Source organism: Pseudotabrizicola sp. L79 (assembly GCF_036553525.1).
In the GTDB taxonomy this organism is placed as follows: Bacteria; Pseudomonadota; Alphaproteobacteria; order Rhodobacterales; family Rhodobacteraceae; genus Pseudotabrizicola.
The window spans coordinates 285,814-310,549 of the sequence record NZ_JAZHDA010000045.1; the positions used below are offsets into that span (position 1 = coordinate 285,814).

Sequence of the window (24,736 nt, forward strand, 5' to 3'; positions counted from 1 at the left end):
TCGAAGCCGCCCAAGAAAAAAGGCCCCAACCAGCGTGGCGGGGGCCCAGGGAGACGCGGTAAGCCTGTGATCAGGCAACTTTTTCCAGAACCACCTCGGGATGGATGCCAAGCGCGCGCACAACCTCGCGCGTCAGGTGGGGGCGGTTCAGGGTATAGAAGTGCAGATCCTCGACCCCACCCTCGATCAGCTTGTCACAAAGCTGGGTGCAATGGGCCAGGGCATACAGGTCTTCGCGGCCATCGCGGATGGCGGTCTGGAAGGCATCATCCAGACGGGCGGGCACATCCGTGCCGCAGCGTGCCGCGAATTTCTTGGCCCCGTCCCAGCTGGTGATCGGCAGAATGCCCGGAATGATGGGGGCGGTGATCCCCTCTTTGGCGCACAGATCGCGGAAGCGAAAGAAGGTGTCGGCGTCAAAGAAGAACTGCGTAATAGCACTGGTGGCACCGGCGTCAATCTTGCGCTTAAGCCAGCGCACATCGGCAAGTGTATCGGCGGCATCGGGGTGCGGCTCGGGATAGGCGCCGACGCGGATCTTGAACTTGCCGGTTTCGGCCAAGGCCTCGATCAACTCGACCGACGACGCAAAGCCATCGGGATGGGCGGTAAACCGCTGCGCCCCCTTGGGTGCATCGCCGCGCAGGGCCACGATCTCGGTCACACCGGCATCGGCATAGGCCTGGGCGATTTCCAGGGTTTCGGCCCGGGTGGCATCCACACAGGTCAGATGCGCCGCGACATTCAAGCCATAATTGCGATGAATGGTGCCAACCGCGTCATGCGTCAGCTTGCGGGTGGTTCCACCCGCGCCATAGGTGACCGAGACGAACTCGGGGCGCATCGGGGCCAGCGTCTGCACCGTGTCCCACAGACGGAACGAGGCGTCCAACGTCTGGGGCGGGAAGAACTCAAAGCTGATGCGGGGCGTGTTCATGGTGATCTCCTTCATTGCCCCCTTGTCGCAGATTTGCGTTTGTGAGACCAATTCATAATCCTCACCATCATCTTGTGGTTCACCTCATGTATATCGAGCTTCGCCATCTACGCACGATCCGCGCCATTCATCAGGCCGGGGGGCTGGCCCGCGCTGCTGAAATGCTGAACATGACCCAATCTGCCCTGTCACATCAGGTTGCAGGCCTAGAGGATCAGGCGGGAATGGAACTGTTCGTGCGCCGGTCCAAGCCGATGCGGCTGTCGGCGGCGGGGCATCGGATGCTGAAGGCCGCAGAGCGGATCTTGCCCGAGATCGAATTGATGGAAGAAGAATTCCGCGCCTTGCGGTCGGGCAAAACCGGCCGTTTGCACATCGCCATCCAATGTCACGCCTGTTTCGACTGGCTGTTTCCGGTGCTGGAATTGTTCCGCCACGCCTGGCCCGAGGTGGATGTCGATATTCGTGCCGGGCTGGCCTTTGACAGCTTTCCCGCCTTGCAGCGCGAGGATGTGGATCTGGTGATCTCGTCCAATCCAGAACCCCTGCCGGGCGTCACCTTCAACCCTTTGTTCGACTATCATCCCACCTTTGTCGCCTCGTCGCAAAACCCGTTGGCGCAAAAAGACATGATCGAGGCCGAGGATTTTCGCGATCAGGTGCTGCTGACCTATCCGGTCGGGCGCGACAAGCTGGATGTGTTCACCGAACTATTGACGCCCGCCAAGGTAGAACCCCGCGCGCAAAGGCCGGTGGAACTGACAGCCGTGATCTTGATGCTGGTCGGGTCAAACCGGGGAGTTGCGGTTTTGCCCGATTGGGTGATCCGCGATGTCAAACTGAACGCCGATTACGTCACGCGCCGCCTTGGCCCGCAGACCGTGACCAAGCGCCTGTTTGCAGCCACCCGCGAGGATGATGTGGCCAAGCCCTATATGGCGCATTTCCTGCGCCTGGCCCGGTCAGAGCCGGTCAAGCTGCAACGCGCGGTGTAACCAGTGCCGCGCGAGCGGGCATTTCGTTTCGCAAATGGCAACAATGCCCGCACAACCCTTTGTCTGGGCAGGAAAACCCGACCCCCGTGGCCGGAATAAAAGGTTGACTCGCTCCTCACATGGCCAAAGGCTGAACCAAGGATCAGAACCGGGAAAAGCAACCATGCGGATCGTTCTTCTTGCCTTGGCACTTGCCTTTTTTGGGCTGATCGCGCCCCCCGCCCGTGCGACCCAGGCCCTGCCACAGATGGCCAGCGGCGCAGAATGGGAACCCTCTCGCATCGTCGTGCAGGTGTCTTTGTCGCGCCAACGCATGCAAGTCTTTCACGAGGGGCGAAAACTGTTTGACTGGCCCGTGTCAACGGCGCGGGCTGGAAAGATCACCCCCACAGGCACATGGATCGGGGCGCAATGGCTGTCGCGCAACCACCGCTCTAGCCTGTATAACGGGGCACCAATGCCGTTTTCCATCTTTTTCAACGGAAATTACGCCATCCACGGCACCAATCAGATCCGCAAATTGGGCAGCCCGGCCAGTGCGGGCTGCATCCGCCTGCATCCCGAACAGGCCCGCATCTTGTTCAACATGGTGCGCGATGAAGGCAAACCCAACCTGCGGGTCGAGATCTATCGCTGACCGCTTACCGTGATGCCCGGTGAGCCTTGCTGGCAGGGTATCCCCCCAGCAAAGGACTGCAAGCATCTGCCCCCCGCCGTAAAGCAATAGCAGCGAAATCAGGCCAAAGGCCGACAGCCCCCTTCCCTTCGCACCCTCTGCCGTGTAAGGCAGCGCCTTTGAGACGACCGGACCGGATGGAGATACCGCGATGCAGGGCAGCGCCAACCTGAATCTGATGATCAAGGCCGCACGCCGTGCAGGCCGCAGCCTTGTCAAGGATTTCCGTGAAGTCGAAAACCTTCAGGTTTCGACCAAGGGGCCGGGCGACTTCGTCTCGAAAGCTGACCAAGAGGCCGAGCGTCTGATCAAGGCCGAGTTGATGGGCGGACGCCCCACCTATGGCTGGCTGGGGGAAGAAACCGGCGCCGCCGCCGGGGCCGACCCCACCCGCCGCTGGATCGTTGATCCGCTGGACGGCACCACCAATTTTTTGCACGGCATGCCGCATTGGGCCGTTTCAATCGCGCTGGAGCATAAGGGCGAGATTGTCTCGGCCGTCGTTTATGACCCCGCCAAGGACGAGATGTTCTGGGCCGAAAAGGGCGCGGGCGCCTGGTTGAACGATACTCGCCGTATCCGCGTTTCTGGCCGCCGCCAGATGGCCGATGCCGTCTTTGCCACCGGGGTGCCCTTTGGTGCCAAGAAGACCCTGCCCGCAACGATGAAAGATCTGGCCAATCTGATGCCGGTCTGCGCCGGTGTGCGTCGCTGGGGGGCAGCTGCGCTTGACCTCGCCTATGTCGCCGCTGGTCGCTACGAAGGCTATTGGGAGCGTGAGCTGCACGCTTGGGACGTCGCTGCCGGTGTTTTGTTGGTCAAAGAGGCCGGCGGCATGGTGTCGGGCCTGCGCGATGGGCAAGACCCGGTCGAAGATGGCGCGCTGATTGCCGGCAACGAAGGGTTGTTTGAACCTTTCCGCAAGATCATTCGCGGCGCGTAAAGGGCCGGCCCCGCTATCTGCGGGGCACCTTTGGGATCGACGACCTGCCGATTTTATAGTCCGTCTCGGGATGTGGCGGATGCCCTTGGTTTCGCGCCCAATAGGCAGGCCCCCCAAGGCGCAGCCATGTTTTCACCGTCAGCACCAGCCCGGCCACAAAGCCCCCCGCATGTGCCCAATAGGCCACGCCACCGCCATCGGTGGGCGTGATCGCCCCGTTGAACAGTTGCAGGCCGAACCAGACCCCCAGCACGATCCACGCCGGGATCGGAAAAATGCGGAAAAAGATCACGATGATCAGCAGCACATCAACCTTGGCGCGCGGGAACAGCAGCAGATAGCCCCCCATCACCCCGGCAATGGCCCCTGACGCGCCCACCATCGGCACCTCGGACCACGGGGCTGCCGCATATTGCAGCCCGGCCGCCGCGAAGCCGCACAAAAGATAAAAGACGGCAAAGCCGAAATGGCCCATCTCGTCTTCCATATTGTCGCCAAAGATGAACAGAAACAGCATGTTGCCCAGCAGGTGCATCCAGCCGCCATGCAGAAACATATGGGTTATCAGGCCATGCAGGCCGATGCCTTCCGAGATGTAGCGGGGCACCATGCCCCAATCGTAGAAGAAATAGGTCAACTGCGGTTCAGGCAGTGACATCCCATACGACAAAAAGACCCCCACATTGATGGCGATCAGCAGATAGGTGACGATGGCCGTGCGGCCCGAGGGGTTATGGTCGCGGATCGGAAACATGGCCCCACGGTTTCCGATCCGCCGCCAAGTTGCAAGCCCCAAGACAGCGCCGCGGCATCACGCACCGCCCTGCCCCGTCCGGGCCGTGGCAACGCCGTCTTGAGGGCCTCGATGGCCCGCAAGACGGCAGCCCCCTATCCGGCCACTTCGGCCAGCAGTTGGGCATTGCCGCCCGATGCTGTGGTATCAACACAGCAATGCCGCTCTTGCACCGCATGGCCCGTATCAGGGCGGTCGGTGATCAGCGGCAGAATGGGGCCTGCGCGCCGCGCAAGCGCCTGGGCATAGGCACGCGCCTGCGCGCCCTCGCCCCACCAGATCACGCCAGACACCCCCGCTGCATCGGTCAGTGCTGCGGGTTCCAGCCCCGGGGCCTCGATCGCAACGCCACCCAGGGCGCGCACGGCCTCGGCCTGTTCCAGTGCTGCGGCGACCGTCGGGCCAAGGCACAGGATCGGGTCACGCGCCACAAGCGTCAGCCGGTTCGACTCTCCGGTTGGCCCCGGCAGATCCAGCACGCGCGGCGCGGGCACCGCATGGGGGGCGCGCAGGCGGCGGTCCAGTTCGGCTTGGGCCAGTGGCGCATCCTGGCCAACAATCTGGGGCGCGGCATTGCGGGTAAAGCGCGCCAGATAGTGCGGGCCACCCGCTTTGGGGCCAGTGCCAGACAAGCCCTCCCCGCCAAAGGGCTGACTGCCGACGACGGCGCCAATCTGGTTGCGGTTGACATAGATGTTGCCGGCTTCGACCGCCTCGACCACATCTTGCACACGGTCGTCTATACGGGTGTGCAGGCCAAAGGTCAGGCCGTATCCGGTTGCATTCACCGCCCGCACAATCGCCCCAATCTGCGAGGATTTGAACCGCGCCACATGCAGCACCGGGCCAAAGATTTCGCGCGGCATATCTTCGATGCCCCGCACTCGCACAACGGTGGGGCCAATAAAGGTGCCTTGAACGGGTGCAGCCAGTTCTTTCAGCACCCGCCCTTCGGCCCGTGCGGCATCAACATAGGCCCTGATGCCCTGCTGCGCCTCGGCATCGATCACCGGGCCCAGATCGGTGGCCAGTTCCCACGGATCACCCAGCTCCAGATCATCCATCGCACCGAACAGCATTTCGGTCACCGCATCGGCAATATCTTCTTGCACATAAAGGCAGCGCAGGGCCGAACACCGCTGCCCTGCCGACTGGAAGGATGAGGCAAGGATATCGCGCACGGCCTGTTCGGGCAGCGCGGTAGAATCGACGATCATCGCGTTCAGGCCACCAGTTTCGGCAATCAGGGGCGCGCCAGGGGTCAGATTTTCGGCCATATTCGCCCGGATTTTCAGCGCCGTCTCGGTGCCGCCGGTAAAGGCCACACCTGCCACCCGCGCATCCCCCGTCAGCATCGCCCCCACAGCCCCATCGCCCGGCAGCAGTTGCACCGCCGTTGCGGGCACCCCGGCCCGGTGCATCAGGCCCACGGCAAAGGCCGCGATCAGGGGCGTTTGCTCGGCTGGTTTTGCCACCACCGCATTGCCCGCCGCCAGCGCCGCTGCAATCTGGCCCGTGAAAATGGCCAGTGGAAAGTTCCAAGGAGAGATACAGGCAAAAACCCCGCGCGCCGGGTGCTTAAGGCCCAGGCCTTCGGCCGCGTAATAGCGCAGGAAATCCACGGCCTCGCGCAGTTCGGCCACGGCATCGGCTTGCGTCTTGCCCGCCTCGCGCGCCAGCAGGGCAAAAATCTGGCCGAATTCGGCCTCATACAGATCTGCCACCCGGTTCAAAAGTTCGGCGCGGATGTCGGGCGCAGCAGCCCAGGGTTCTGCCAGCCGCAGTGCTGTATCGACATCAGCGGCCGAGGAATCGGTCACAAACCCAACCCGCGCGCCCGTGGCCGGGTTCGTCACCTCATGCCGCAGGGCACCCACAGCGCGGCCCGCCAGCAGGGGCGCGGCCTCGAACACTGTGTCGGCATGGGGGGCGCGCGCGGCGGCAATCTGCGCCAGATCGGCAGCATCTGTCAGATCCCAGCCGCGCGAATTGGGGCGCGATCCGAACAGATCGGGGCCGGACAGCAACGCCTTGTTCGGCAGTTGCAGCCCATCCAGCGCCGTCAGCGGGCAAGCCGCAACCCGCGCAGGCGGCACATCTTCATCAACGATCTGGTTCACAAAACTGGAATTGGCCCCGTTCTCCAACAGCCGCCGCACCAGATAGGCAAGCAGGTCGCGATGCGCCCCCACGGGGGCGTAAATCCGGCAGCGTGTGCCACGATCCGCCAGCACGATCTCATGCAGCCGCTCTCCCATGCCATGCAGGCGCTGGAATTCAAAGGCCATCCTGTCCACGCCCAACTGTTCGGCCAGATGCAGGACAGCGGCCACAGTATGGGCGTTGTGCGTGGCAAATTGCGGATAAATGCGGTCGCTCTTTTCCAGCAGCTTTCTGGCATTGGCGATATAGGAGACATCGGTCGCCTCTTTGCGGGTGAAAACCGGGAAAGACGTCAGCCCCAGCACTTGTGCGCGCTTGACCTCGGCATCCCAATAGGCGCCCTTGACCAGACGGATCATGATCTTGCGATTCAGCCGCACCGACAGGTCATGCAGCCAGTCGATCACTGCCCCTGCGCGGCGACCATAGGCCTGCACCACGACGCCAAAGCCATCCCAGCCCTTCAGCGCCGGGTCTTTCAGCACCTCTTCGATCACCTCCAGCGACAGGGCCAGCCGATCTGCCTCTTCGGCATCAATGTTGAACCCAAGGCCCGCCGCCCGCGCCAACCCCGCCAGCGCCCGCACGCGGGGCACCAGCTCCTCCATCACGCGGGCGCGCTTGGCCACCTCATAGCGCGGATGCAGCGCCGACAGTTTCACCGAAATGCCGGGGTTCGAGCGGATGTCATTGCCTTTGGCAGCCGCTGCGATTGCCGTGATCGCCTTGGAATAGCTCAGGTGATAGCGCCGGGCATCGGCTTCGGTGCGCGCGGCCTCACCCAGCATGTCATAGCTATAGGTATAGCCCTTGGCCTCCAGCTCGCTGGCGCGTGTCATCGCCTTTTCGATCGTCTCTCCCAGCACGAACTGCCGGCCCATTTCCTTCATCGCGCGGGACACGGCGGTGCGGATCACCGGTTCGCCCAGCCGTTTGACCGCCGCCCGCAGATGGCCCACCACCCCCGGCTCACGTTCATCCAGCACCTTGCCCGTCAGCATCAGGGCCCAGGTCGAGGCATTGACAAGGCTAGAGGCGGAATGGCCCAAATGGCGGCCCCAGTCGCTGGGGGCGATCTTGTCTTCGATCAGCGCATCCATGGTTTCTGCATCCGGCACCCGCAGCAGGGCTTCGGCCAGGCACATCAACGAGATGCCTTCATCGGTCGACAGCCCGTATTCGGCCAGAAACACCTCCATCAACCCCGGTTTGGCCGAATTGCGGATGCGCTGCACCAGATCAGCGCCAGCCGTTGCAATCGCCTTGCGGGCGTCGGCTGACAGATCCGCCTCGGCGATCAGCGATTGCACCAAGGCCCCCTCATCGCGCAGGCTTTCCGTTTCAATCGTTGTCCAGGGCGTGCGGGAATCATGGGGCATGGCGGGATCTCCTGTTCAGCCCATCATACGCCGCTGTTGAAAGTTCGTTTTCCTGATTATAGGCAGAATGTCAGCCTGTCCGCCTGCAAACAACGGATTCCACGATGCAAGATGCCCCTCACGATCTTGACCGCTTTGACCATGCCATCTTGCGTGCCCTGGCCACCGAAGGCCGCGTCAGCGCCACCGAACTGGCCCGCCGCATCGGGCTGTCGAAAAGCCCCACCCAGGCACGCATGAAACGGCTTGAGGAAAGCGGTGTGATCACCGGCTATCGCGCCAATCTTGATCCGATCAAGATGGGCCTGGCCCATGTCGCCTTTGTCGAGGTGCGGCTGTCAGACACGCGCGAGGCGGCGTTGCAGGCCTTTAACCGCGCGGTCATGACCATTCCCGAGGTCGAGCAATGCCACATGATCGCCAGCCGCTTTGACTATCTGCTAAAGGTGCGCACAAGTGACATTCAGGATTATCGCCGCGTTCTGGCCGAACAGATCAGCGCCCTGCCACATGTGGCGGGCACTTCGACCTATGTCGCGATGGAGGCGGTGAAAGAGGTTTTCTGACAAAAGGCGTCAGCCCTGCCCCAGCAGACGGTCGGCAATATGGGCGGCGATCGGCATGGCCGCGGTGGCCGCGGGCGACGGGGCATTGCAGACATGCAGCATATGGTCGCTTTCCAGAAACAGGAAATCATCGATCAGCCGGCCATTGCGCGCCACCGCCTGCGCCCTTACCCCGGCCCGGTAGGGGGCCAGATCATCGGCCCTGATCTGGGGGCAATAGCGCTGCACCTTTTTCAGATACAGCCCACGCAGGGCCGAGGCCGCCAGTTCACCCGCCGCAGGGCGGGCATTGCGCGCCAGCATTTTCCAAAACCCCGGCCACGACAGGCTGTCGGCCAGATCACGCGCCGAGACATCGGTCTTGGCATATCCTTCGCGTTTGCCCGCCAGCACTGCATTCGGCCCCACCGTAAACCCGCCCCCCATCTTGCGGGTCAGATGCACGCCCAGAAAGGGACGCTCAGAATCGGGCACCGGATAGATCAGGCTTTTGACCAGATCCTCAGGCTGGTTCAGCAGCCGGAAATACTCGCCCCGAAACGGGATGATGCGGAAATCAACAGGCAGCCCCATGGCGCGTGCCATCCGGTCGGCCTGCAGGCCCGCGCAGACCACCACTTTTGCAGCGGAAATGGCGCCCGATGTCGTGTGCAACTGAACCCCAGATGCGCTTTCATGCCCTGACAGCACCCTTGCGCCCAGCATCACCTGCCCGCCCTGATCGGCAAAAAGCTGTGCCATGGTGCGGGCCACTTGCGCGTAATCAACGATGCCCGTTGCAGGCGACCACAGCGCCGCAATCGCAGCGATCGCAGGTTCGCGCGCCCGGGCCTCTGCCCCCGACAGACGCTCGATGGCGATGCCATTGGCTTGGGCGCGCTGAAACAGGGCCTCCATCCGCGGCACTTCGTCTTCATCCGTGGCCACGATCAGCTTGCCGCAAGTGTCATGCGCAAGGCCATGCGCAACACAAAAGGCGCGGGTTGCGGCCGCGCCTTCACGGCAAAACCGGGCCTTCAGGCTGTTGGGGGGATAGTAGACCCCGGCATGGATCACGCCCGAATTGCGCCCGGTCTGGTGCAGGGCAACGGTCTGCTCTTTTTCCACGATCAGCACTTTGGCACCAGGTTGGCGGCGCTGCATCTCTTGCCCGGTGGCAAGGCCAACGATACCGCCGCCGACGATGACCAGATCTGCCGTGATCATGGCGCACAGGGCGCGATCACCAGCGCCTTACCCGCCGTCGCCCCAAGTTCATGGCATTCAGGGCCATCACACAGCCGCCAGCCCGCACCCGTAGCGCCCGATGCCGCCAGATGCAGATCCGCTACCCACAGATCGGGCGACCAGACCCACCAGCCGTCGCGCAGAACCGCGCCCGCGCCCGGCTCCATCCCCGCGCCCGAGCCTTTGACGCGGGCCTGCACAAGGCGCAGGCCGCTGCCCTCGATCATCCAATCCTCGGCCCATTCGACACGTTCAACCGAATGGGTCCAGTGCAACGAGAAGGCAGGCCCCGACAGGGCCAAAGTCACTGCGCCCACCATCAGGCAACTCACAACCGCACACGGCGCAGCAGCAGATGCTGGGCCGCAAAGGCCGCGACCAGCGCAAAGCCCAAGGCATCCGAGATCGGTGCTGCCACCACCAGCGCAAAGGCCGCACCCATGGCAAGCGCCCGTTGCCAGACTGTCAGTGGCCGCCCCAACCACCCAATGACCGCAACACCCCAAAGCCCGATCGCCAACAGGGTTTTGCTGACGATATAGATCACAGCCGGACCATAGCCGATGCTTTGCGCAAGCGGCCCGCCGTCTTGCAACATCAGCGCCGGGGTATAGACCGCCATGAAGGGGATCACGAAGCCCGCCGCCGCGATCTTGACCGCCTGAATCGAGATGGTCAGCCCACGCTCTTTTGCGATGGGGGCCGCGGCAAAGCAGGCTAAGGCCACAGGGGGCGTCAGGTCAGCAAGGATGCCGAAGTAAAAGACGAACATGTGGCTGACGATCAGCGGCACCCCCAGCTCTAGCAGCGCAGGCCCGGCAATAGAGGAGGTGATGATGTAATTGGGGATGGTGGGAATGCCCATGCCCAGCACGATACAGGTGATCATCGTCAGGATCAGTGACAGAAACAAGCTTTTCTCGCCCACGCCCACGATGAACTGGCCAAAGGTATTGGCCGCCCCGGTCAGTGTCATCGTGCCGATGATGATGCCGACCAAGGCACAGGCAAGGCCAACCGGCAGCGCGGTTTTGGCCCCGTCGGCCAGTGCGTCGCGGCACATCAGAATGGTTGCCCGCCCGCCCTTGGACAGGGCATTCACCGCCACCAGCGCAGCCACGGCCCCGGCCACAACCCAGATACCCCATTGCAAAAAGGCGCCGGCCACCAGCCCCAGCCCCACCCAGAAGATCACCCGAATGGCCCCCGCAGGCAGGCCCAGCGCCACCGATGCCCCAAGGATCAGCATCAGCGTCAGCCCAAGGCCCACCGTGCCCGCGAACAGTGGCGTATAGCCCGAGAACAGCAGCCAGACGAGCACAGCCAGTGGCAGGATAAGATGCCAACCCTCTTTCAGCGCGGCCATAGGTGAGGGCAGTTCGGCCTTTGTCAGCCCGCGCAGGTTCATCCGCCCTGCCTCTAGGTGAACCATCCAGAACGCGGCAGCGAAATACAGGATCGCGGGGATGATCGCAGCCTGCACCACCTCAATATACTCAACGCCCAAAGTTTCGGCCATGATAAAGGCCACCGCCCCCATCACCGGCGGCATGATCTGCCCGCCCATACTGGCCGTCGCCTCGACCCCACCGGCAAAGGCGGGCCGGTAGCCAAACTTTTTCATCAAGGGGATGGTGAATTGCCCCGTCGTCACCACATTGGCAACGCCCGACCCCGAAATCGTGCCCATCAGCCCCGAAGACAGAACCGAAACCTTGGCCGCCCCACCCATCTTGTGGCCGACCAACCCAAGGCTGACATCGGTGAACAGCTTGATCATCCCGGCCTTTTCCAGAAAGGCCCCGAACAGGATGAACAAGAAGATAAAGGTCGAAGACACATAGGTGGGAATGCCGTAGATGCCTTCGGTGCCGTAGGCCATGTGGTCGATCACCTGACTGAAATCATAGCCGCGGTGGTTCAGCGGGCTGGGCAGGTATTCGCCCCACAGGCAATAGGCCAGAAACGCGCCCGCAATGATTGGCAAGGCTGGCCCCATCATCGCCCAGGCGGCGGCAAAGGTCAGGCCCAAAGCCACCACCCCAAAGACGATATCGCGCGACAGCGGATCGCCTGCCCGCATCAGCAGCGGCACATATTCCCAGTATTGATACAGCGCCACAGTCACACCCGCCAAGGCCGCAGCCCAGGCCACAGCGCGCACGGGCGCACCCGCGCCCTTCATCAGGGCCAGCAGCGGAAAGCCCAAGAGCATCAGAAAACCAACGTGAAAGGCCCGTGTGATCTGACTGGCGAAATCCACCAGATGTGCGGCCGTCAGAATCTGAAAGATGGAAAAGACCACCGCAATCCAGAACAGCAGCCGCCCTTCAAGGCTGGGGGGGAAGCCCTCGGCCAATGGGTCATGCTGATTGGGCGCCGCTTTGGCGGTGGCGTCGGTCATTCTGTTCCCCTCCCCAGGTCGAAAACGGGGCCGGGCCGTTACAGCCCGCGCCCCTTGGCTTTATGCCTTGCGCTTACTTGATCAGGCCAACTTCGCGGTAATACCGCTCGGCCCCCGGATGCAGCGGCACGGGCATGCCGTTCAGGGCGCTGTCCAAGGTGATGGCACTGGCCGCCTGATGCGCGGCCACCAGTTCGGGCAGGTTTTCAAACAGCAGTTTGGTCATCTGATAGGCCGTTTCTTCATCCACGCCTTCGTGGGTCAGGAAGAAATTGCCGACAGCAAGGGTCGGGATGTCGGCGGTCTGGCCCTCATAGGTACCGGCCGGAATGGTGGCCGCCAGATACGGCGCCCCCAGCTTTTCCGCCACTTCCGCCGGAATTGACACGATGGTCGTCGGCACCGAGGTCGCCAGATCTTTCAGCGAGGCCACACCCAGACCTGCCGATTGCAGCGTGGCATCCAGTTGGCGGTTCTTCATCAACTCGACCGATTCCGCAAAAGGCAGATACTCGACCTTTGAGAAATCCTCATAGGTCATGCCCAGTGCCTCCATGATGGCCCGCGCGTTCAGTTCGGTGCCCGATTTGGCGGCCCCGACCGAAATCGCCTTGCCCTTGAAGTCTGCAACCGTGGTGATGCCCGAGTCGGCACTGGCCGCAACCTGAATGAAATTCGGATAGGCCGCTGCGATCCCACGGATTTTGTCCAGCGGGGCAGCAAAGCCCACATCGGCATTGCCTTCCCAGGCGTATTTCACGGAATCACCCAGCGCGATGGCAAATTCGCCCTTGCCCTGCTGCAACAGGTTCAGGTTCTCGACCGAGGCTTTGGTCGATTGCACCTGCGTGCGCGCGCCTTCGATGCCGTCGGCATATATTTTCGACAGGCCTACACCGATAGGGTAATATACCCCAGAGGTGCCGCCGGTCAGGATGTTGATGAATTGCTCGGCCTGTGCGGCAACGGGTGTCGCTGCGATGGCCGTGCAGGCGATCAGGGCGCGAAAGCCGCGCGGCAATGTCTTGGTCATATGATCCTCCAGTTGAACAGCGCGCCCAAGGGCGCACACGTTTCCCGTCTCTTCCCTGCGGGATGACATAGTGTGGCAAGGAAATCCTTGCTTGTGAACCGCACACGCACACACAAGGCGCAATTTAATTCTCTGAGAAAATACAAGTTTACACCATGCGACGAACAACAGCCGCAAGCAGCCTTGCACCTGCCCAAGCAGTCCGGCGCCAGGTCTTGGGCGGCAGCAGGGTTGATCCTTGTCTCTGTAAAACAGGCCACCGGTGCAGCAGATGCCAGAAACCTTGGGGGCCAGGTTCACCATGTCTTGACTAGGTGCTGATCAGCAGAAAGAAACAAGGTCCGAACGGAAGTGGTCCAAAGCAGGGTCGGGCCAATTCCCAGATAACGCGTCATCCTGCCGTTTTCCTTGGAAGGAAAGCTCTATGAAGTTTCACTTCCCCATTGTGATCATCGACGAAGATTTTCGGTCTGAAAACTCGTCTGGTCTGGGCATTCGCGCTGTGGCCGAGGCCATTGAAGCCGAGGGTTTCGAAGTGCTGGGCGTGACCAGCTACGGCGACCTGTCACAATTTGCGCAACAACAATCGCGGGCCAGTGCCTTTATTCTGTCGGTTGACGACGAAGAGTTCAGCCCGGGCCCTGACATTGACCCGGTGATCACCAACCTGCGCAGCTTTGTGCAAGAGGTGCGGCGCAAGAATGCCGATGTGCCGATCTATATCTACGGCGAGACCAAGACCAGCCGCCACTTGCCGAACGATATTCTGCGAGAGCTGCACGGTTTTATCCACATGTTCGAGGATACGCCTGAGTTTGTGGCGCGGCATATCATCCGCGAGGCCAAACTTTATCTGGAGAGCATCCAGCCGCCGTTCTTCAAGGCGCTGCTCGACTATGCCGAGGATGGATCCTATTCGTGGCATTGTCCGGGGCATTCGGGGGGTGTGGCCTTTCTGAAAAGCCCGATTGGCCAGATGTATCACCAGTTCTATGGCGAAAACATGCTGCGGGCCGATGTCTGCAACTCGGTCGAAGAATTGGGCCAGTTGCTGGATCATAATGGGGCCATTGGCGCGTCCGAACGCAATGCGGCACGGATCTTTAATGCCGATCACTGCTTTTTTGTGACCAACGGCACCTCAACGTCAAACAAGATGGTCTGGCACCATACGGTTGCGCCCGGTGATGTGGTGGTGGTGGACCGGAACTGCCACAAATCCATTTTGCACAGCATCATCATGACGGGGGCCATCCCTGTCTTTCTGCGCCCCACGCGCAACCATTTCGGCATCATCGGCCCGATTCCGCGGGGCGAGTTTGATATTGATGCGATCAAGGCGAAAATCCGTGCCAACCCGCTGCTGGCGGGCGTCGATCCGGATACTGTTCAGCCCCGGATCATGACGATCACGCAATCAACCTATGACGGCGTGTTGTACAACACCGAGACGATCAAGGATCTGCTCGATGGTTATGTCGAGAACTTCCACTTTGATGAGGCATGGTTGCCACATGCCAGCTTTCATCCCTTTTACGGCAGTTTCCATGCCATGGGGCGCAAGCGTGATCGGCCAAAAAAGTCGGTCACCTATGTGACGCAATCCATCCACAAACTGCTGGCAGGCATCAGCCAGGCCAGCCATGTGCTGGTACAAGACAGCCAGGAAACCAAGTTGGACCGCCACCTGTTCAACGAAGCCTATTTGATGCACACCTCGACCAGCCCGCAATACAGCATCATCGCCAGTTGCGATGTGGCCGCAGCGATGATGGAGCCGCCGGGCGGCACCGCGCTTGTCGAGGAAAGCATCGCCGAAGCCTTGGATTTCCGCCGTGCCATGCGCAAGGTCGAGGACGAGTTTGGCGCCGATGACTGGTGGTTCAAGGTCTGGGGCCCGGAAGTGCTGAGCGATGAAGGTATTGGCAGCGCAAGCGATTGGGTTCTGAAAAAGACCGATGCCGAAGGTGTGCAGCCCTCGGACGGGCAGGATTCATGGCATGATTTCGGTGATATGGCGCCGGGGTTCAACATGCTTGACCCGATCAAGGCCACGATCATCACGCCCGGCCTGAACATCGACGGTCGCTTTGATCCGACGGGTATTCCGGCGTCTATCGTCACCAAATATCTGGCCGAACATGGCGTCGTGGTGGAAAAGACCGGGCTTTACAGCTTTTTCGTCATGTTCACGATCGGCATCACCAAGGGCCGCTGGAATACGTTGCTGACGGCGCTGCAGCAATTCAAGGATGACTACGCCAAGAACCAGCCGATGTGGCGCGCGATGCCCGATTTCTGCGCCAAGCAACCGCGGTATGAGCAGATGGGGCTGCAAGACCTGTGCCAGCATGTGCACACCCTGTATGCCAAATATGACGTGGCGATCCTGTCAACCGACATGTATCTCAGCGATCTGACCCCAGCGATGAAGCCGACAGATGCCTTTTCGCATATTGCGCGGCGGGCAACGCAGCGTGTGCCGATTGATGAGTTGGAAGGCCGGGTCACAACCAGTCTTGTCACCCCCTATCCGCCCGGAATTCCGCTGCTGATCCCCGGCGAGGTCTTTAACGCCAAGATCGTGCGCTATCTGAAGTTCAACCGCGAATTCGCGCGCGAATGCCCCGGCTTTGAAACCGATATCCACGGGTTGGTGCAAGAGGTGGGCCCCGACGGTTCGATCCACTACTTCGCCGATTGCGTGGCAGAGTGACATGAGCCGAGGCTGAGACCAAACCAAACGCCCATGGACAGCTCTTTGGGCGTTTGGTTTTTGTGATCGCGTAAAACAACGGCACTGCGCATGTGCCAGTCTGCCACCAAGTCAGCCAGGGGGCAGCACAAAATCGAAATCGACTTTGCTGAAGCTATCGTTCAATCGATCCCGTGCGACGATATCTTGGGCAAGTTCTGCCCGGTTGCCAGGGCGGTATTCCATCACCAGATCACTGCGCACGCCAAAGACCGCATCTTCGTCAAGATAGGGGTCATCACTGGGGAACACTTCGGTCACAAGGGTGCGAAACCCCTTGGCCTGCACTATGAAATGCAGATGCGACGGCCGCCACGCATGGCGGCCCGTGGCGCGCAATATGTCGCCCACCGGGCCATCGGTCGGCACCATATAGGGCGCCGGGCGAACGGTGGAAACTGCATAGCGGCCATCGGCACCCGTGGTCATCGACATGCGCAGATTGTAATGCTCTTGCCTTGGATCCTGCCCAGAATACAGGCCGTTTTCCGCGGTCTGCCACAGCTCGATCACCGCGCCCGAGATGGGGGCACCAGACTGGTCACGAACGGTGCCTTCCACCACAACCTGATCGCCCTCATTTGTGCCGATCAAATCCCCACCAACCGGAACCTCGGGCGCGCCAAGCTGGTGAAAGGGCCCCAGAACCGAGGAACTGGTGCAACCGGCCGGAGAGTTGATCATATCAACCAGTGAACTCAGCCCCAGCACATCCGAGAACAGCACAAACTCATTGCGGTCGTCATCGGTGATTTCGCCAGCGCGTGTCAGCAACTCCAGCCCTTTGCGCCACTCGGCATGGGTCAGCCCCACCTCTTTGGCAAAGGCATGCAAATGGCGTACCAATGCGCCTAAAACCTCTTGGACGCGCGGGTCGGTATCGGCCGACGACAGCCCCAAAAGTGTTTCGGTCAGGGTAGAGGGAGAAACAGTGCGCATTCGGATACCTCGTGCGGAAAGGACGTTATGGCAACAAGGCCGTCGATAAAATGGGAAACTCGATCAGGATGATCAGCACGACCAGCATCACGGCCGCGAAAGGCAGGGCGCCCATGAACACATCCTTCAAAGTGATGGACGGATCATTGATCGTGCTTTTGATCACAAAGCATGAGATCCCAAGCGGTGGTGTCAGCAGACCGATTTCAGCCCCAACCACCACGATGATGCCAAACCAGGCCAAGTTCACCCCCAGCGGTTCAACTATCGGCAGGAACAGCGGCACGACGATCAGGATGATCGACGCCGTATCCAGCAAGGTGCCCAGAAACAACATCAGGAACACCAGAATGATCATGACGCCGACAAAGCCCAATTGGTAGGTTTCAAGGAAACTGCCCAAAGCGTTGGGAATACCCGCGATGCCCAACATGCGGCTATAGATCGACGCCGCAGTGATCAGAAACAGGATGGCTGCCGTGATATGGCCCGTTTCCAGCAACGCCGACCAAAAGCCCTTTAGATCGATCTTGCCCCGCAAAACCGCAATCACCAGCCCCAAAGCGGCCCCTGCGGCCCCCGCCTCGACCGGCGTCAGCCAACCGGTGTAAATACCCCCCAGCACCGTCAGAACCAGTGCGGCCAAAGGCAGGCAAAGCAGCAGCATCTGACCCGCACCAAGGTGTTCTTGATCCTGCGGCTCCACCATCTTGCCGTCTTGCATCACGAACCTGGGCCAGACTTTCGACATCACCCAAATCGCAAGGATATAGGCAAAGGCCAGCATCACCCCCGGAATAACCCCTGCCAAAAACATATGGCCTACCGATTGCTCGGCCACGATGGCATAGATGATCAGCATCGCCGATGGCGGGATGATCATCCCCAGTACCGAAGATCCGGCCACCACACCAACCGCGAAGCGTTTGTTGTAGTTCAGCTTGATCATTTCGGGCACCGCGACTTTGGTAAAGACCGAGGCCGAGGCGATCGAACTGCCAGTGACTGCCGCAAATAGCGCATTCGCCCCAACCGTCGCCATGCCGACCCCACCCATGATCTTGCGGAACATGGCGTTCATCACACGATACACATCCTCACCCAAACCCGCCTTTGAAACGATCAGCCCCATAAAGGTGAACAGCGGAATCGTGGCAAAGGAATATTCGGTGACACTGTCGCCCACGGCCACTTTCAAGAGGGCCAGCGGCAGTTCGAAGTTGTCGCGGATGATCCAGATCGTGACGAAAGATACCACGCCCAGCGCAATCGGAATATAGACGCCCAGATAGATCATGGCGACCATCGCGACGACCGAGATCAGGCCAATTTCAAACGGGCTCATGCGCCCGACTCCTCTAGATGCAGACGCTCGGGTCGGCGGCGCCCGGTGACGGCCTTGGTCACAAAAATCGCAGACGACAGGGCGCAAGACAGGATGATGACAAGATGAATGGGCCAATAGGGCGCTGTGAATATGCCCGGTGTGCCAAAAAAGGCGCCACTTTCCCAGGATCGCAGCAGTTCGGGCCAGACGGCATAGGAAATCAATCCCATGAACACTGCCGACATGAGGTCAATCAAACGGGCAAAGAACCGGGCGATCTTGGGCTTGCTCTCTGCAAGCACTGCCAGAAAACCGTCTGACCGAGTCAGCCGGTTGATCCTGACAACATCCGGCAATTGCAGGAACACGATCATCACCATCAGGAACTTGACCATCTCATAGGTGCCCGACAGCGGCGCATTCAGCAGATTGCGCGACACGACATCGACGTTGATCAACACGACCAGCGCCAGAACGACAAGGGTTCCACTGGCATTCGCAATCATGGCAAGGCCAGAGAGCCCCCGCGCCACCATATTGATGGCGCGGGGAATATCCGACAACTTCTGGCTATCCATCCGGGATCAGGCCTCGGTGGCCCAATTGCGGGCCGGGGTTTCACCCGCGGCAATCAGCTTGTCGATATAGGCCGACAGCATGGCCGATCCGTTCTTGCCCGCTGCATCCAGACCATCGGCCCATTCCTTGGCAATATTTGGCATTTTTTGCGCCCATGCCACCCGATCTTCGGCAGAAAGATCAACAATGGTGCCGCCCGCCGCCACATAGGCGGCCTCGGATTCCGCGGCGCGCGACATGGCGATCTCTGCAAGACGATCGCGATAGGCGACCGCAACCTCTTGGAAGATCACCTGCACTTCGGGGGCGAGCGTGTTCCAGATGTCGGCATTCATCGTTACGGTCTTGGTATTGACCGCCCCCAGATTGGCACGCAGCATATGCGGGGCAACCTCGGCGATAGCAAAGGTGTTGGCTGCTTCGGGCCACAGCATCGCGCCTTCGGTCACGCCGGTCTGGATCATGTTGTAGAAATCAGTCAGGCCACCGCGCACACCGACCGCGCCATCCGTGCCTTCCAGATAGCGCAGGTTATACCCCGCGCCTGCTACTTTCATGCCCGCCAGATCAGCCAGCCCTGCCATCGGACGATTGGCAAAAACCTGATAGGTATCCAGAACCACACCGGTGGCCAGATAGACCTGATTTTCGGCTGCGAATTCTGCCTTCATATCGGGGAATTCTGTGGCAATTTCATCAATCGCTCTGGCCACGATCCCGGCATTCGAAGAAATGAAGGGCGTGACTGCTGCAATCGCCTGCGACGGCAACTCCGAGGCATGGAAGATGGTCGTGACCACGCCCATATCACCCAACCCCAGACGGATGCCTTCCAGAACGCCAGTCGGCTTTACGATGGATGACCCATAGCTTTCCTGAAAGCTGATCTGATCCAGCCCAGCCTCGGCCAAACGACGGTTGACTTCGGGCAGGTAGAAATTCGTCATCTCTTGCAACCACATCGAACGGTCAGGATAACCGTCAATCACCGTCATCGAACGCCCCTGCGCCACGGCTGGCAAACCAAAGCCTGCCAAGCCAAAAGCCGCAGTCGTGCCTGCAAGAAATCCGCGTCTGTCCATTTTCTGTGTCATTGTCTGGCCCTCCCGTTCCAGTGATGAAATCCCAAGACCAGATCCGGCCTTGACGCCCCCCTTTTCAGGCAAAGCTGCACGCCTCCTCAAACGGCAGCCGAGGCAATTTTGGAAAGATCGCTGTTTCATCGGCATAGCCGATGTTCAGCAAGAAATTCGACCGCAGGTTGGTGCCTGCAAAGTAGGCCTCATCCACCGCAGCATTGTCAAACCCTGACATCGGCCCGCAATCGAGACCCATCGCCCGTGCCGCAATCATCATCCACGCCCCTTGCAACGTGGCGTTGCGCGCCGCCGTCTCGCGGATGTAATCGGGCTTACCGCGGAACAGGGGCTTGCGGTCTTCATGGGGGAACAGGAAATCCAGCCGCTCCCAAAAGGCCAGATCTTCCGCGATGATCACAGTCACCGGTGCGCTCAGAACCTTGTCCACATTCTTTGGCTTCAGCGCAGGCTTCAGCTTTTGCTTGCCCGCCTCTGACGTCACAAAAACAAACCGCGCGGGCGAGCTGTTCATGCTGGTCGCGCCCTGCCGGGTGATGTCATAAAGGCGGCGCAACTGCGCCTCGCTTACAGGCCGATCCGTCCAAGCGTAATGTGAACGCGCACCCGTCAGAATCAGATCAAGGCTATCCTCGCTCAGCGCCGAGATCCGCTGGCGCAGGTCACGAATTTCGGCCTGCGCTGCAGATCGCGGATCTGAATCTGGGCTGTTTTGGGTGCGGGCATTCATTCTGCCGCCACGCCCTTGGCACCGGCGACTTCGGCAACGATCGGGTTCTTGCAGGTGCCGATGCCTTCGATCTCCACCTCGACCACATCACCATCCTTCATCCAGACCTGAGGCTTGCGCGCGTGGCCCACACCGGGCGGCGTGCCAAAGGCAATCATGTCGCCGGGTTCCAGCGTCATGACTTCGGACACGATGGCAATCGTGCGCGCAACGGTGAAGATCATGTCAGAGGTATTGCTGTCTTGCAGCGTCGCGCCGTTCAGCCGCGTGCTGATGCGCAACCCATGCGCCCCTGGGGGCAGATCTTCGGGCGTGACCACGATCGGGCCAATTGCGCCCGTGCCGTCAAAATTCTTTCCCGCCGTCCATTGATGCGTCTTGCGCTGATACTCTCGCACCGACCCGTCGTTGAACGTGGTATAGCCGAACACATGGCCCAGCGCATCGGCCTCGGCAATATGGCGGCCACCCTTGCCGATGATCACCATCAACTCGGTCTCATAATCAAAGGTATGCGAGGCCAAGGGCAAGACCATCGGCGCTTCGGCTGCGATCAGCGAGGTTGCGGCACGCAGAAACATCGCCGGATAATCAGGCACGTCATAGCCACCCTCGCGGGCATGTTCGGCAAAGTTCAGGCCAAGACAAACCGTCTTGCCCGGTCGCGCCACGGGCAAGGCGGGGGTGATATCAGCCACATCATAAACCGGCGCATTCGCTGCAGGCTGTGGCAAGGATTGGCCCGCAGCCACTTGGGCGATGATCCCTGACAGGTCGCCCGCGCCGTCAGACAGCAAGGTCGCCCGCCCCTCGTCAACTACAAAAACAGATGGCGTGGTCTGGGTAGAAGTGGTGCCAGTCAACAATTTCATCGAAGATTCCTCTGCTCTGCGCCCCTAGATTGGCCGAATAAAACGAGTTGTCAAATAAAAAACGATTTTTTATGATAGCGCATGAAAGTGGGGGCAATACCGATGCCAAAGGACGCATCCTTCTCCAAACTCGTCATGGGCCTGATCGGGCCGGGCCTGTTGCCACGCCTTTGGGGGCAGAAACTGAATGCAGCCCAGAACGATCCGATCAAGCTGAGCCACATGTTGCTGACGACGCGCGGCGAAGTCTCGGGCACCGCGATCGCTGACCATATACTGACCCTGCTGGAGGGCCTGAGCAACGCCAAGCTGTTGGCCTTTTTTGCCGCCCTTCGGGACGATTTCGAAGTGGATCAAGAGGCGGTTCAGGCCGCCCTTGATCGCGTAAAGATCAATGACCCAAAGGGGTTGCAAGCCCTGCAGATGGCGGCAGAGCCGCCAAGGCAAGAGTTGTTTCGACGCCTGAATGCAGCGCCGGGGGGCACCGGACGGCTGGTGGCCTTGCGCTGCAAGCTGCTGAAGGCCCTGCGCGATGACCCAAGTTTATCCCCGATTGACTTCGATCTGCGCCACCTGTTGCGCAGTTGGTTCAACCGGGGCTTTTTGATGCCGGCCCGGATCGACTGGAACACACCAGCCGCGATCCTCGAAAAGATCATCGCCTACGAGGCCGTTCACGCCATCGATACATGGGATGAATTGCGCACCCGCCTTGCCCCACAGGACAGACGCTGCTTTGCGTTTTTCCACCCGGCAATGCCGAATGAACCGTTGATCTTTGTCGAGGTCGCCCTGACGCAGGGCGTGACAGGAAACATCCAGGAAATACTCAAACCAGCCCGATCGGCACTGGCGGCAGAGGCTGCTGATACAGCCATCTTTTATTCAATCTCGAATTGTCAGGCCGGGCTGGCGGGGGTGTCGTTCGGGGCCTTTCTGATCAAGCAGGTGGCTGCGGATTTGAAAGCCGAACTTCCCGGGCTTAAGACTTTTTGCACCTTGTCGCCGGTGCCGGGCCTTGCACGTTGGGCAAAGTCGCAAGGCTATCTGCCCGAAGGAAAGCGCCCCGCACCAGAGACCCTCAGCTCCTTGGCGGCTGACTATCTGGTCAACGCAAAGGACAGCGCAGGCCGCCCCCTTGACCCTGTGGCACGCTTTCATCTTGGCAACGGTGCCGAATTGCATCGGATTAATCTGGATGCAGATTCGTCAGCCAAGGGAGAGACTCAAAGTCTGGGCGTCATGGTCAACTATCTCTACGATCTCGACACCGTAGAAGCCCGCCACGAAGCTTTTGCGGCCTCAGGAACACTCGCCGTCGCCCGGGCCATCCGCAGCCAATCCGCCCGCGCAAAGCCGCACAAACCCGAACCAAGGACCCAACCCGAATGACCCTAAACCCGATCCACGCCGCTTTGCTCAGTGCCCAGCCAGATGCAGCCGTCTTCCTGACCAGCCCGGATGGTGCGCAGATCTCCTATGGCGCATTGCGTACCCTGGTCGCGCAGCGGGCGGCGGCGCTTGTCAGCGCTGGCGTAACGCCGGGTGATCGCGTGCTTTGTCAAATCGAGAAATCGCCCGAGGGACTGATCTTGTATCTGGCGACGGTCTGGGCTGGCGGTGTCTTTGTTCCACTGAACACAGCTTACACGGCAGCCGAGTTAGAATATTTCCTGTCAGATGCCACCCCTGCCCTGCTGATCCTGGACGATGGTGCCACGGCGGCCCGGTCGGTTGCCGAAAAGGCCAATGTTACGGTGGCAACGCCCGGCGTATTGGCAAAGGGCGGGCATGACCCCCTGATGCCGGTTTCTCGTGGCTACGATGATCTGGCCGCAATCCTCTACACCTCGGGCACGACGGGGCGGTCAAAAGGGGCGATGCTGACACATGGCAACCTGATTTCAAATGCACAGGCCTTGCAAACCTGCTGGCACTTCACCGCGCAAGATGTGCTGATTCACGCTCTGCCCATTTTTCACACCCATGGGCTGTTCGTGGCAACAAATGTAACGCTCGTCTCGGGGGCGCAGATGCTGTTTCTGCCGGCATTTGATCTGACAGCCATCGCCAATCTTTTGCCGCGAGCCACCACGATCATGGGGGTGCCCACCTTCTATTCGCGGATGGTGGGTGATGCGCGGTTCGACAAAGCCGCATTCGCTGGGATGCGTCTGGTCATCTCGGGGTCGGCACCGCTTTTGGCAGAAACCCACAAGGCATTTGCCCAACAGACCGGTCATGCCATCCTTGAACGCTATGGCATGACCGAAACCAACATGATCACCTCCAATCCCTATGATGGCGCTCGCAAGGCGGGAACCGTTGGTCACCCCCTGCCCGGCGTCGCGTTGCGCATCGCCAAGCCAGACGAGGCCGGGATCGGTGGGATTGAGGTCAAGGGCCCCAACGTCACGCCGGGCTATTGGCAAAACCCTGAAAAGACCAAGGAAAGCTTTACCGCAGATGGCTGGTTCATCACGGGGGATCTGGGTCAGCTTGATGACGAGGGCTATGTCTCTATCGTTGGGCGGGAAAAAGATCTGGTAATTTCAGGGGGCTTCAACATCTATCCCAAAGAGGTTGAAGTTGAGATCGATGCGATCGAAGGCGTCGTGGAAAGCGCAGTCTTTGGTCTGCCGCATCCCGATCTGGGCGAACAGGTTGCCGCTGCAATCGTTCTGAAAAAGGGGGCCTCCTTGACGCAGGCCGATGTGCTGGAGGCATTGGCCCCGCGCCTCGCCCGGTTCAAGATCCCACGCAGCATTCAATTCCTGTCAGAACTACCCAGAAATACGATGGGCAAGGTGCAAAAAGCCGAGTTGCGCAAGACCGGGGCGGCTTTGGCCAGCTCGAACTGAACCACTGAAAGGATACAGGCAATGACCGCATCGATGACGTGGCACGATTATGGCGACATCTGTCGGACACGCGGGTCACTGGCGATGGAGGTGTTTGCTTGCATCACCAGCCCTTTGGCCGATGGTCCGCCCTCTGCTGATCTGCTAGCCGAGCATCTTGCCTATCAGGCCAAGCTGGAGGCCGAGGGCAAGCTGTTTTTGGCAGGGCCTTTGTCCGACCCGTCTGGCCAGGCGATGAGCGGATCTGGCCTGATCATCTATCGTGCCGACACGATTGTAGAGGCCCGAGAGTTGGCCGCAGCAGACCCGATGCATTCATCTGGACATCGGTGTTTTAGCCTGCAAGCCTGGCGACTGAACGAAGGCCAACCCTTCGGCCTGCCCGCCCTTTCAACACGGCGTAAGGCCGAGACGGCATGACCATAAAAAGGCCCGTCGGCGACGGGCCAAATGCCCAAGT

At 60.5% G+C, this 24,736-nt stretch carries 21 protein-coding genes; 8 read left to right on the top strand and 13 right to left on the bottom strand.

Features of this window, described 5'->3' with window-relative positions; genetic code table 11:
- Positions 1–70: 70 nt before the first annotated feature.
- Positions 71–937 carry a methylenetetrahydrofolate reductase [NAD(P)H] gene (metF, locus tag V3C85_RS07290; protein WP_331794424.1) on the bottom strand — a complete coding sequence of 289 codons (867 nt, stop codon included), beginning with the start codon at positions 935–937 and terminating at the stop codon, positions 71–73.
- Positions 938–1,023: 86 nt separating this feature from the next.
- On the opposite strand from metF, the gene V3C85_RS07295 reads away from it, so the two are divergent.
- The 3 genes from V3C85_RS07295 (at position 1,024) to V3C85_RS07305 (ending at position 3,551) form a co-directional block, all read left to right on the top strand.
- Positions 1,024–1,932 carry a LysR family transcriptional regulator gene (locus tag V3C85_RS07295; RefSeq protein ID WP_331794425.1) on the top strand — a complete coding sequence of 303 codons (909 nt, stop codon included), beginning with the start codon at positions 1,024–1,026 and terminating at the stop codon, positions 1,930–1,932.
- A 163-nt stretch (positions 1,933–2,095) separates the two neighbouring features.
- Positions 2,096–2,569, top strand: coding sequence for a L,D-transpeptidase (locus V3C85_RS07300; protein WP_331794426.1), 474 nt, complete (start codon positions 2,096–2,098; stop codon positions 2,567–2,569).
- 190 nt (positions 2,570–2,759) lie between these two features.
- Positions 2,760–3,551 (top strand): inositol monophosphatase family protein, encoded by a 792-nt coding sequence (locus V3C85_RS07305; RefSeq protein ID WP_331794427.1) that lies wholly within the window; start codon positions 2,760–2,762, stop codon positions 3,549–3,551.
- 13 nt (positions 3,552–3,564) lie between these two features.
- Here V3C85_RS07305 and V3C85_RS07310 read toward each other — a convergent pair whose 3' ends face one another.
- Together V3C85_RS07310 and putA are read right to left on the bottom strand one after the other, a co-directional pair.
- Entirely contained in the window at positions 3,565–4,305 is a 741-nt protein-coding gene (locus V3C85_RS07310; RefSeq protein ID WP_331794428.1) for a rhomboid family intramembrane serine protease, read from the bottom strand.
- Between the two features lie 134 nt (positions 4,306–4,439).
- Positions 4,440–7,886 (bottom strand): bifunctional proline dehydrogenase/L-glutamate gamma-semialdehyde dehydrogenase PutA, encoded by a 3,447-nt coding sequence (gene putA, locus V3C85_RS07315; protein ID WP_331794429.1) that lies wholly within the window; start codon positions 7,884–7,886, stop codon positions 4,440–4,442.
- Positions 7,887–7,990: 104 nt separating this feature from the next.
- On the opposite strand from putA, the gene V3C85_RS07320 reads away from it, so the two are divergent.
- Positions 7,991–8,452 (top strand): Lrp/AsnC family transcriptional regulator, encoded by a 462-nt coding sequence (locus V3C85_RS07320; protein ID WP_331794430.1) that lies wholly within the window; start codon positions 7,991–7,993, stop codon positions 8,450–8,452.
- Between the two features lie 9 nt (positions 8,453–8,461).
- Here V3C85_RS07320 and lhgO read toward each other — a convergent pair whose 3' ends face one another.
- The 4 genes from lhgO to V3C85_RS07340 all read right to left on the bottom strand — a co-directional run bounded on the left by lhgO (position 8,462) and on the right by V3C85_RS07340 (position 13,116).
- Positions 8,462–9,658, bottom strand: coding sequence for an L-2-hydroxyglutarate oxidase (lhgO, locus tag V3C85_RS07325; protein ID WP_331794431.1), 1,197 nt, complete (start codon positions 9,656–9,658; stop codon positions 8,462–8,464).
- Positions 9,655–9,999 (bottom strand): DUF1850 domain-containing protein, encoded by a 345-nt coding sequence (locus tag V3C85_RS07330; RefSeq protein WP_331794432.1) that lies wholly within the window; start codon positions 9,997–9,999, stop codon positions 9,655–9,657. The genes lhgO and V3C85_RS07330 overlap by 4 nt, the downstream gene beginning before the upstream one ends.
- An 8-nt stretch (positions 10,000–10,007) precedes the next feature.
- Positions 10,008–12,083 (bottom strand): TRAP transporter permease, encoded by a 2,076-nt coding sequence (locus tag V3C85_RS07335; RefSeq protein ID WP_331794433.1) that lies wholly within the window; start codon positions 12,081–12,083, stop codon positions 10,008–10,010.
- Positions 12,084–12,156: 73 nt separating this feature from the next.
- Entirely contained in the window at positions 12,157–13,116 is a 960-nt protein-coding gene (locus V3C85_RS07340; RefSeq protein ID WP_331794434.1) for a TAXI family TRAP transporter solute-binding subunit, read from the bottom strand.
- Between the two features lie 424 nt (positions 13,117–13,540).
- On the opposite strand from V3C85_RS07340, the gene V3C85_RS07345 reads away from it, so the two are divergent.
- Positions 13,541–15,832, top strand: coding sequence for an arginine/lysine/ornithine decarboxylase (locus V3C85_RS07345; protein ID WP_331794435.1), 2,292 nt, complete (start codon positions 13,541–13,543; stop codon positions 15,830–15,832).
- 111 nt (positions 15,833–15,943) lie between these two features.
- Here V3C85_RS07345 and V3C85_RS07350 read toward each other — a convergent pair whose 3' ends face one another.
- From V3C85_RS07350 to V3C85_RS07375, 6 genes are all read right to left on the bottom strand, one after another.
- Positions 15,944–16,810, bottom strand: coding sequence for a dioxygenase family protein (locus V3C85_RS07350; RefSeq protein WP_331794436.1), 867 nt, complete (start codon positions 16,808–16,810; stop codon positions 15,944–15,946).
- Positions 16,811–16,835: 25 nt separating this feature from the next.
- Positions 16,836–18,155, bottom strand: a complete 1,320-nt coding sequence (locus V3C85_RS07355; protein WP_331794437.1) for a TRAP transporter large permease — start codon at positions 18,153–18,155, stop codon at positions 16,836–16,838.
- Positions 18,152–18,715 (bottom strand): TRAP transporter small permease, encoded by a 564-nt coding sequence (locus V3C85_RS07360; RefSeq protein WP_331794438.1) that lies wholly within the window; start codon positions 18,713–18,715, stop codon positions 18,152–18,154. The genes V3C85_RS07355 and V3C85_RS07360 overlap by 4 nt, the downstream gene beginning before the upstream one ends.
- Before the next feature lie 6 nt (positions 18,716–18,721).
- Positions 18,722–19,798: a C4-dicarboxylate TRAP transporter substrate-binding protein gene (locus tag V3C85_RS07365; protein ID WP_331794439.1), complete on the bottom strand. Its 1,077-nt coding sequence runs from the start codon at positions 19,796–19,798 to the stop codon at positions 18,722–18,724.
- Positions 19,799–19,874: 76 nt separating this feature from the next.
- Positions 19,875–20,543 carry a malonic semialdehyde reductase gene (locus tag V3C85_RS07370; RefSeq protein WP_331794440.1) on the bottom strand — a complete coding sequence of 223 codons (669 nt, stop codon included), beginning with the start codon at positions 20,541–20,543 and terminating at the stop codon, positions 19,875–19,877.
- Complete coding sequence (locus tag V3C85_RS07375; RefSeq protein ID WP_331794441.1) at positions 20,540–21,415, bottom strand: fumarylacetoacetate hydrolase family protein; 876 nt, start codon at positions 21,413–21,415, stop codon at positions 20,540–20,542. The genes V3C85_RS07370 and V3C85_RS07375 overlap by 4 nt, the downstream gene beginning before the upstream one ends.
- Positions 21,416–21,517: 102 nt before the next feature.
- On the opposite strand from V3C85_RS07375, the gene V3C85_RS07380 reads away from it, so the two are divergent.
- The 3 genes from V3C85_RS07380 to V3C85_RS07390 are packed head-to-tail and all read left to right on the top strand — an operon-like array spanning position 21,518 to position 24,696.
- Entirely contained in the window at positions 21,518–22,807 is a 1,290-nt protein-coding gene (locus tag V3C85_RS07380) for a malonyl-CoA decarboxylase domain-containing protein (protein ID WP_331794442.1), read from the top strand.
- The gene (locus V3C85_RS07385) at positions 22,804–24,276 is read left to right on the top strand and encodes an AMP-binding protein (RefSeq protein ID WP_331794443.1); all 1,473 of its coding nucleotides are present in this window, start codon (positions 22,804–22,806) and stop codon (positions 24,274–24,276) included. The genes V3C85_RS07380 and V3C85_RS07385 overlap by 4 nt, the downstream gene beginning before the upstream one ends.
- A gap of 21 nt (positions 24,277–24,297) precedes the next feature.
- On the top strand, positions 24,298–24,696 hold the full coding sequence (locus V3C85_RS07390; RefSeq protein ID WP_331794444.1) for a YciI family protein: 399 nt from the start codon (positions 24,298–24,300) through the stop codon (positions 24,694–24,696).
- The last annotated feature ends 40 nt before the right edge of the window (positions 24,697–24,736 follow it).

What these genes read in the sequence shown, in the direction of transcription:
- V3C85_RS07390 (WP_331794444.1), top strand. Translation starts at nt 24,298, where the DNA reads ATGACCGCATCGATGACGTGGCACGATTATGGCGACATCTGTCGGACA.
- lhgO (WP_331794431.1), bottom strand. Translation starts at nt 9,658, where the DNA reads ATGATCACGGCAGATCTGGTCATCGTCGGCGGCGGTATCGTTGGCCTT.
- putA (WP_331794429.1), bottom strand. Translation starts at nt 7,886, where the DNA reads ATGCCCCATGATTCCCGCACGCCCTGGACAACGATTGAAACGGAAAGC.
- V3C85_RS07380 (WP_331794442.1), top strand. Translation starts at nt 21,518, where the DNA reads ATGCCAAAGGACGCATCCTTCTCCAAACTCGTCATGGGCCTGATCGGG.
- V3C85_RS07375 (WP_331794441.1), bottom strand. Translation starts at nt 21,415, where the DNA reads ATGAAATTGTTGACTGGCACCACTTCTACCCAGACCACGCCATCTGTT.
- V3C85_RS07320 (WP_331794430.1), top strand. Translation starts at nt 7,991, where the DNA reads ATGCAAGATGCCCCTCACGATCTTGACCGCTTTGACCATGCCATCTTG.
- V3C85_RS07365 (WP_331794439.1), bottom strand. Translation starts at nt 19,798, where the DNA reads ATGGACAGACGCGGATTTCTTGCAGGCACGACTGCGGCTTTTGGCTTG.
- V3C85_RS07345 (WP_331794435.1), top strand. Translation starts at nt 13,541, where the DNA reads ATGAAGTTTCACTTCCCCATTGTGATCATCGACGAAGATTTTCGGTCT.
- V3C85_RS07340 (WP_331794434.1), bottom strand. Translation starts at nt 13,116, where the DNA reads ATGACCAAGACATTGCCGCGCGGCTTTCGCGCCCTGATCGCCTGCACG.
- V3C85_RS07330 (WP_331794432.1), bottom strand. Translation starts at nt 9,999, where the DNA reads ATGGTGGGCGCAGTGACTTTGGCCCTGTCGGGGCCTGCCTTCTCGTTG.
- V3C85_RS07350 (WP_331794436.1), bottom strand. Translation starts at nt 16,810, where the DNA reads ATGCGCACTGTTTCTCCCTCTACCCTGACCGAAACACTTTTGGGGCTG.
- V3C85_RS07295 (WP_331794425.1), top strand. Translation starts at nt 1,024, where the DNA reads ATGTATATCGAGCTTCGCCATCTACGCACGATCCGCGCCATTCATCAG.
- V3C85_RS07335 (WP_331794433.1), bottom strand. Translation starts at nt 12,083, where the DNA reads ATGACCGACGCCACCGCCAAAGCGGCGCCCAATCAGCATGACCCATTG.
- V3C85_RS07310 (WP_331794428.1), bottom strand. Translation starts at nt 4,305, where the DNA reads ATGTTTCCGATCCGCGACCATAACCCCTCGGGCCGCACGGCCATCGTC.
- V3C85_RS07360 (WP_331794438.1), bottom strand. Translation starts at nt 18,715, where the DNA reads ATGGATAGCCAGAAGTTGTCGGATATTCCCCGCGCCATCAATATGGTG.
- metF (WP_331794424.1), bottom strand. Translation starts at nt 937, where the DNA reads ATGAACACGCCCCGCATCAGCTTTGAGTTCTTCCCGCCCCAGACGTTG.
- V3C85_RS07300 (WP_331794426.1), top strand. Translation starts at nt 2,096, where the DNA reads ATGCGGATCGTTCTTCTTGCCTTGGCACTTGCCTTTTTTGGGCTGATC.
- V3C85_RS07370 (WP_331794440.1), bottom strand. Translation starts at nt 20,543, where the DNA reads ATGAATGCCCGCACCCAAAACAGCCCAGATTCAGATCCGCGATCTGCA.
- V3C85_RS07355 (WP_331794437.1), bottom strand. Translation starts at nt 18,155, where the DNA reads ATGAGCCCGTTTGAAATTGGCCTGATCTCGGTCGTCGCGATGGTCGCC.
- V3C85_RS07305 (WP_331794427.1), top strand. Translation starts at nt 2,760, where the DNA reads ATGCAGGGCAGCGCCAACCTGAATCTGATGATCAAGGCCGCACGCCGT.
- V3C85_RS07385 (WP_331794443.1), top strand. Translation starts at nt 22,804, where the DNA reads ATGACCCTAAACCCGATCCACGCCGCTTTGCTCAGTGCCCAGCCAGAT.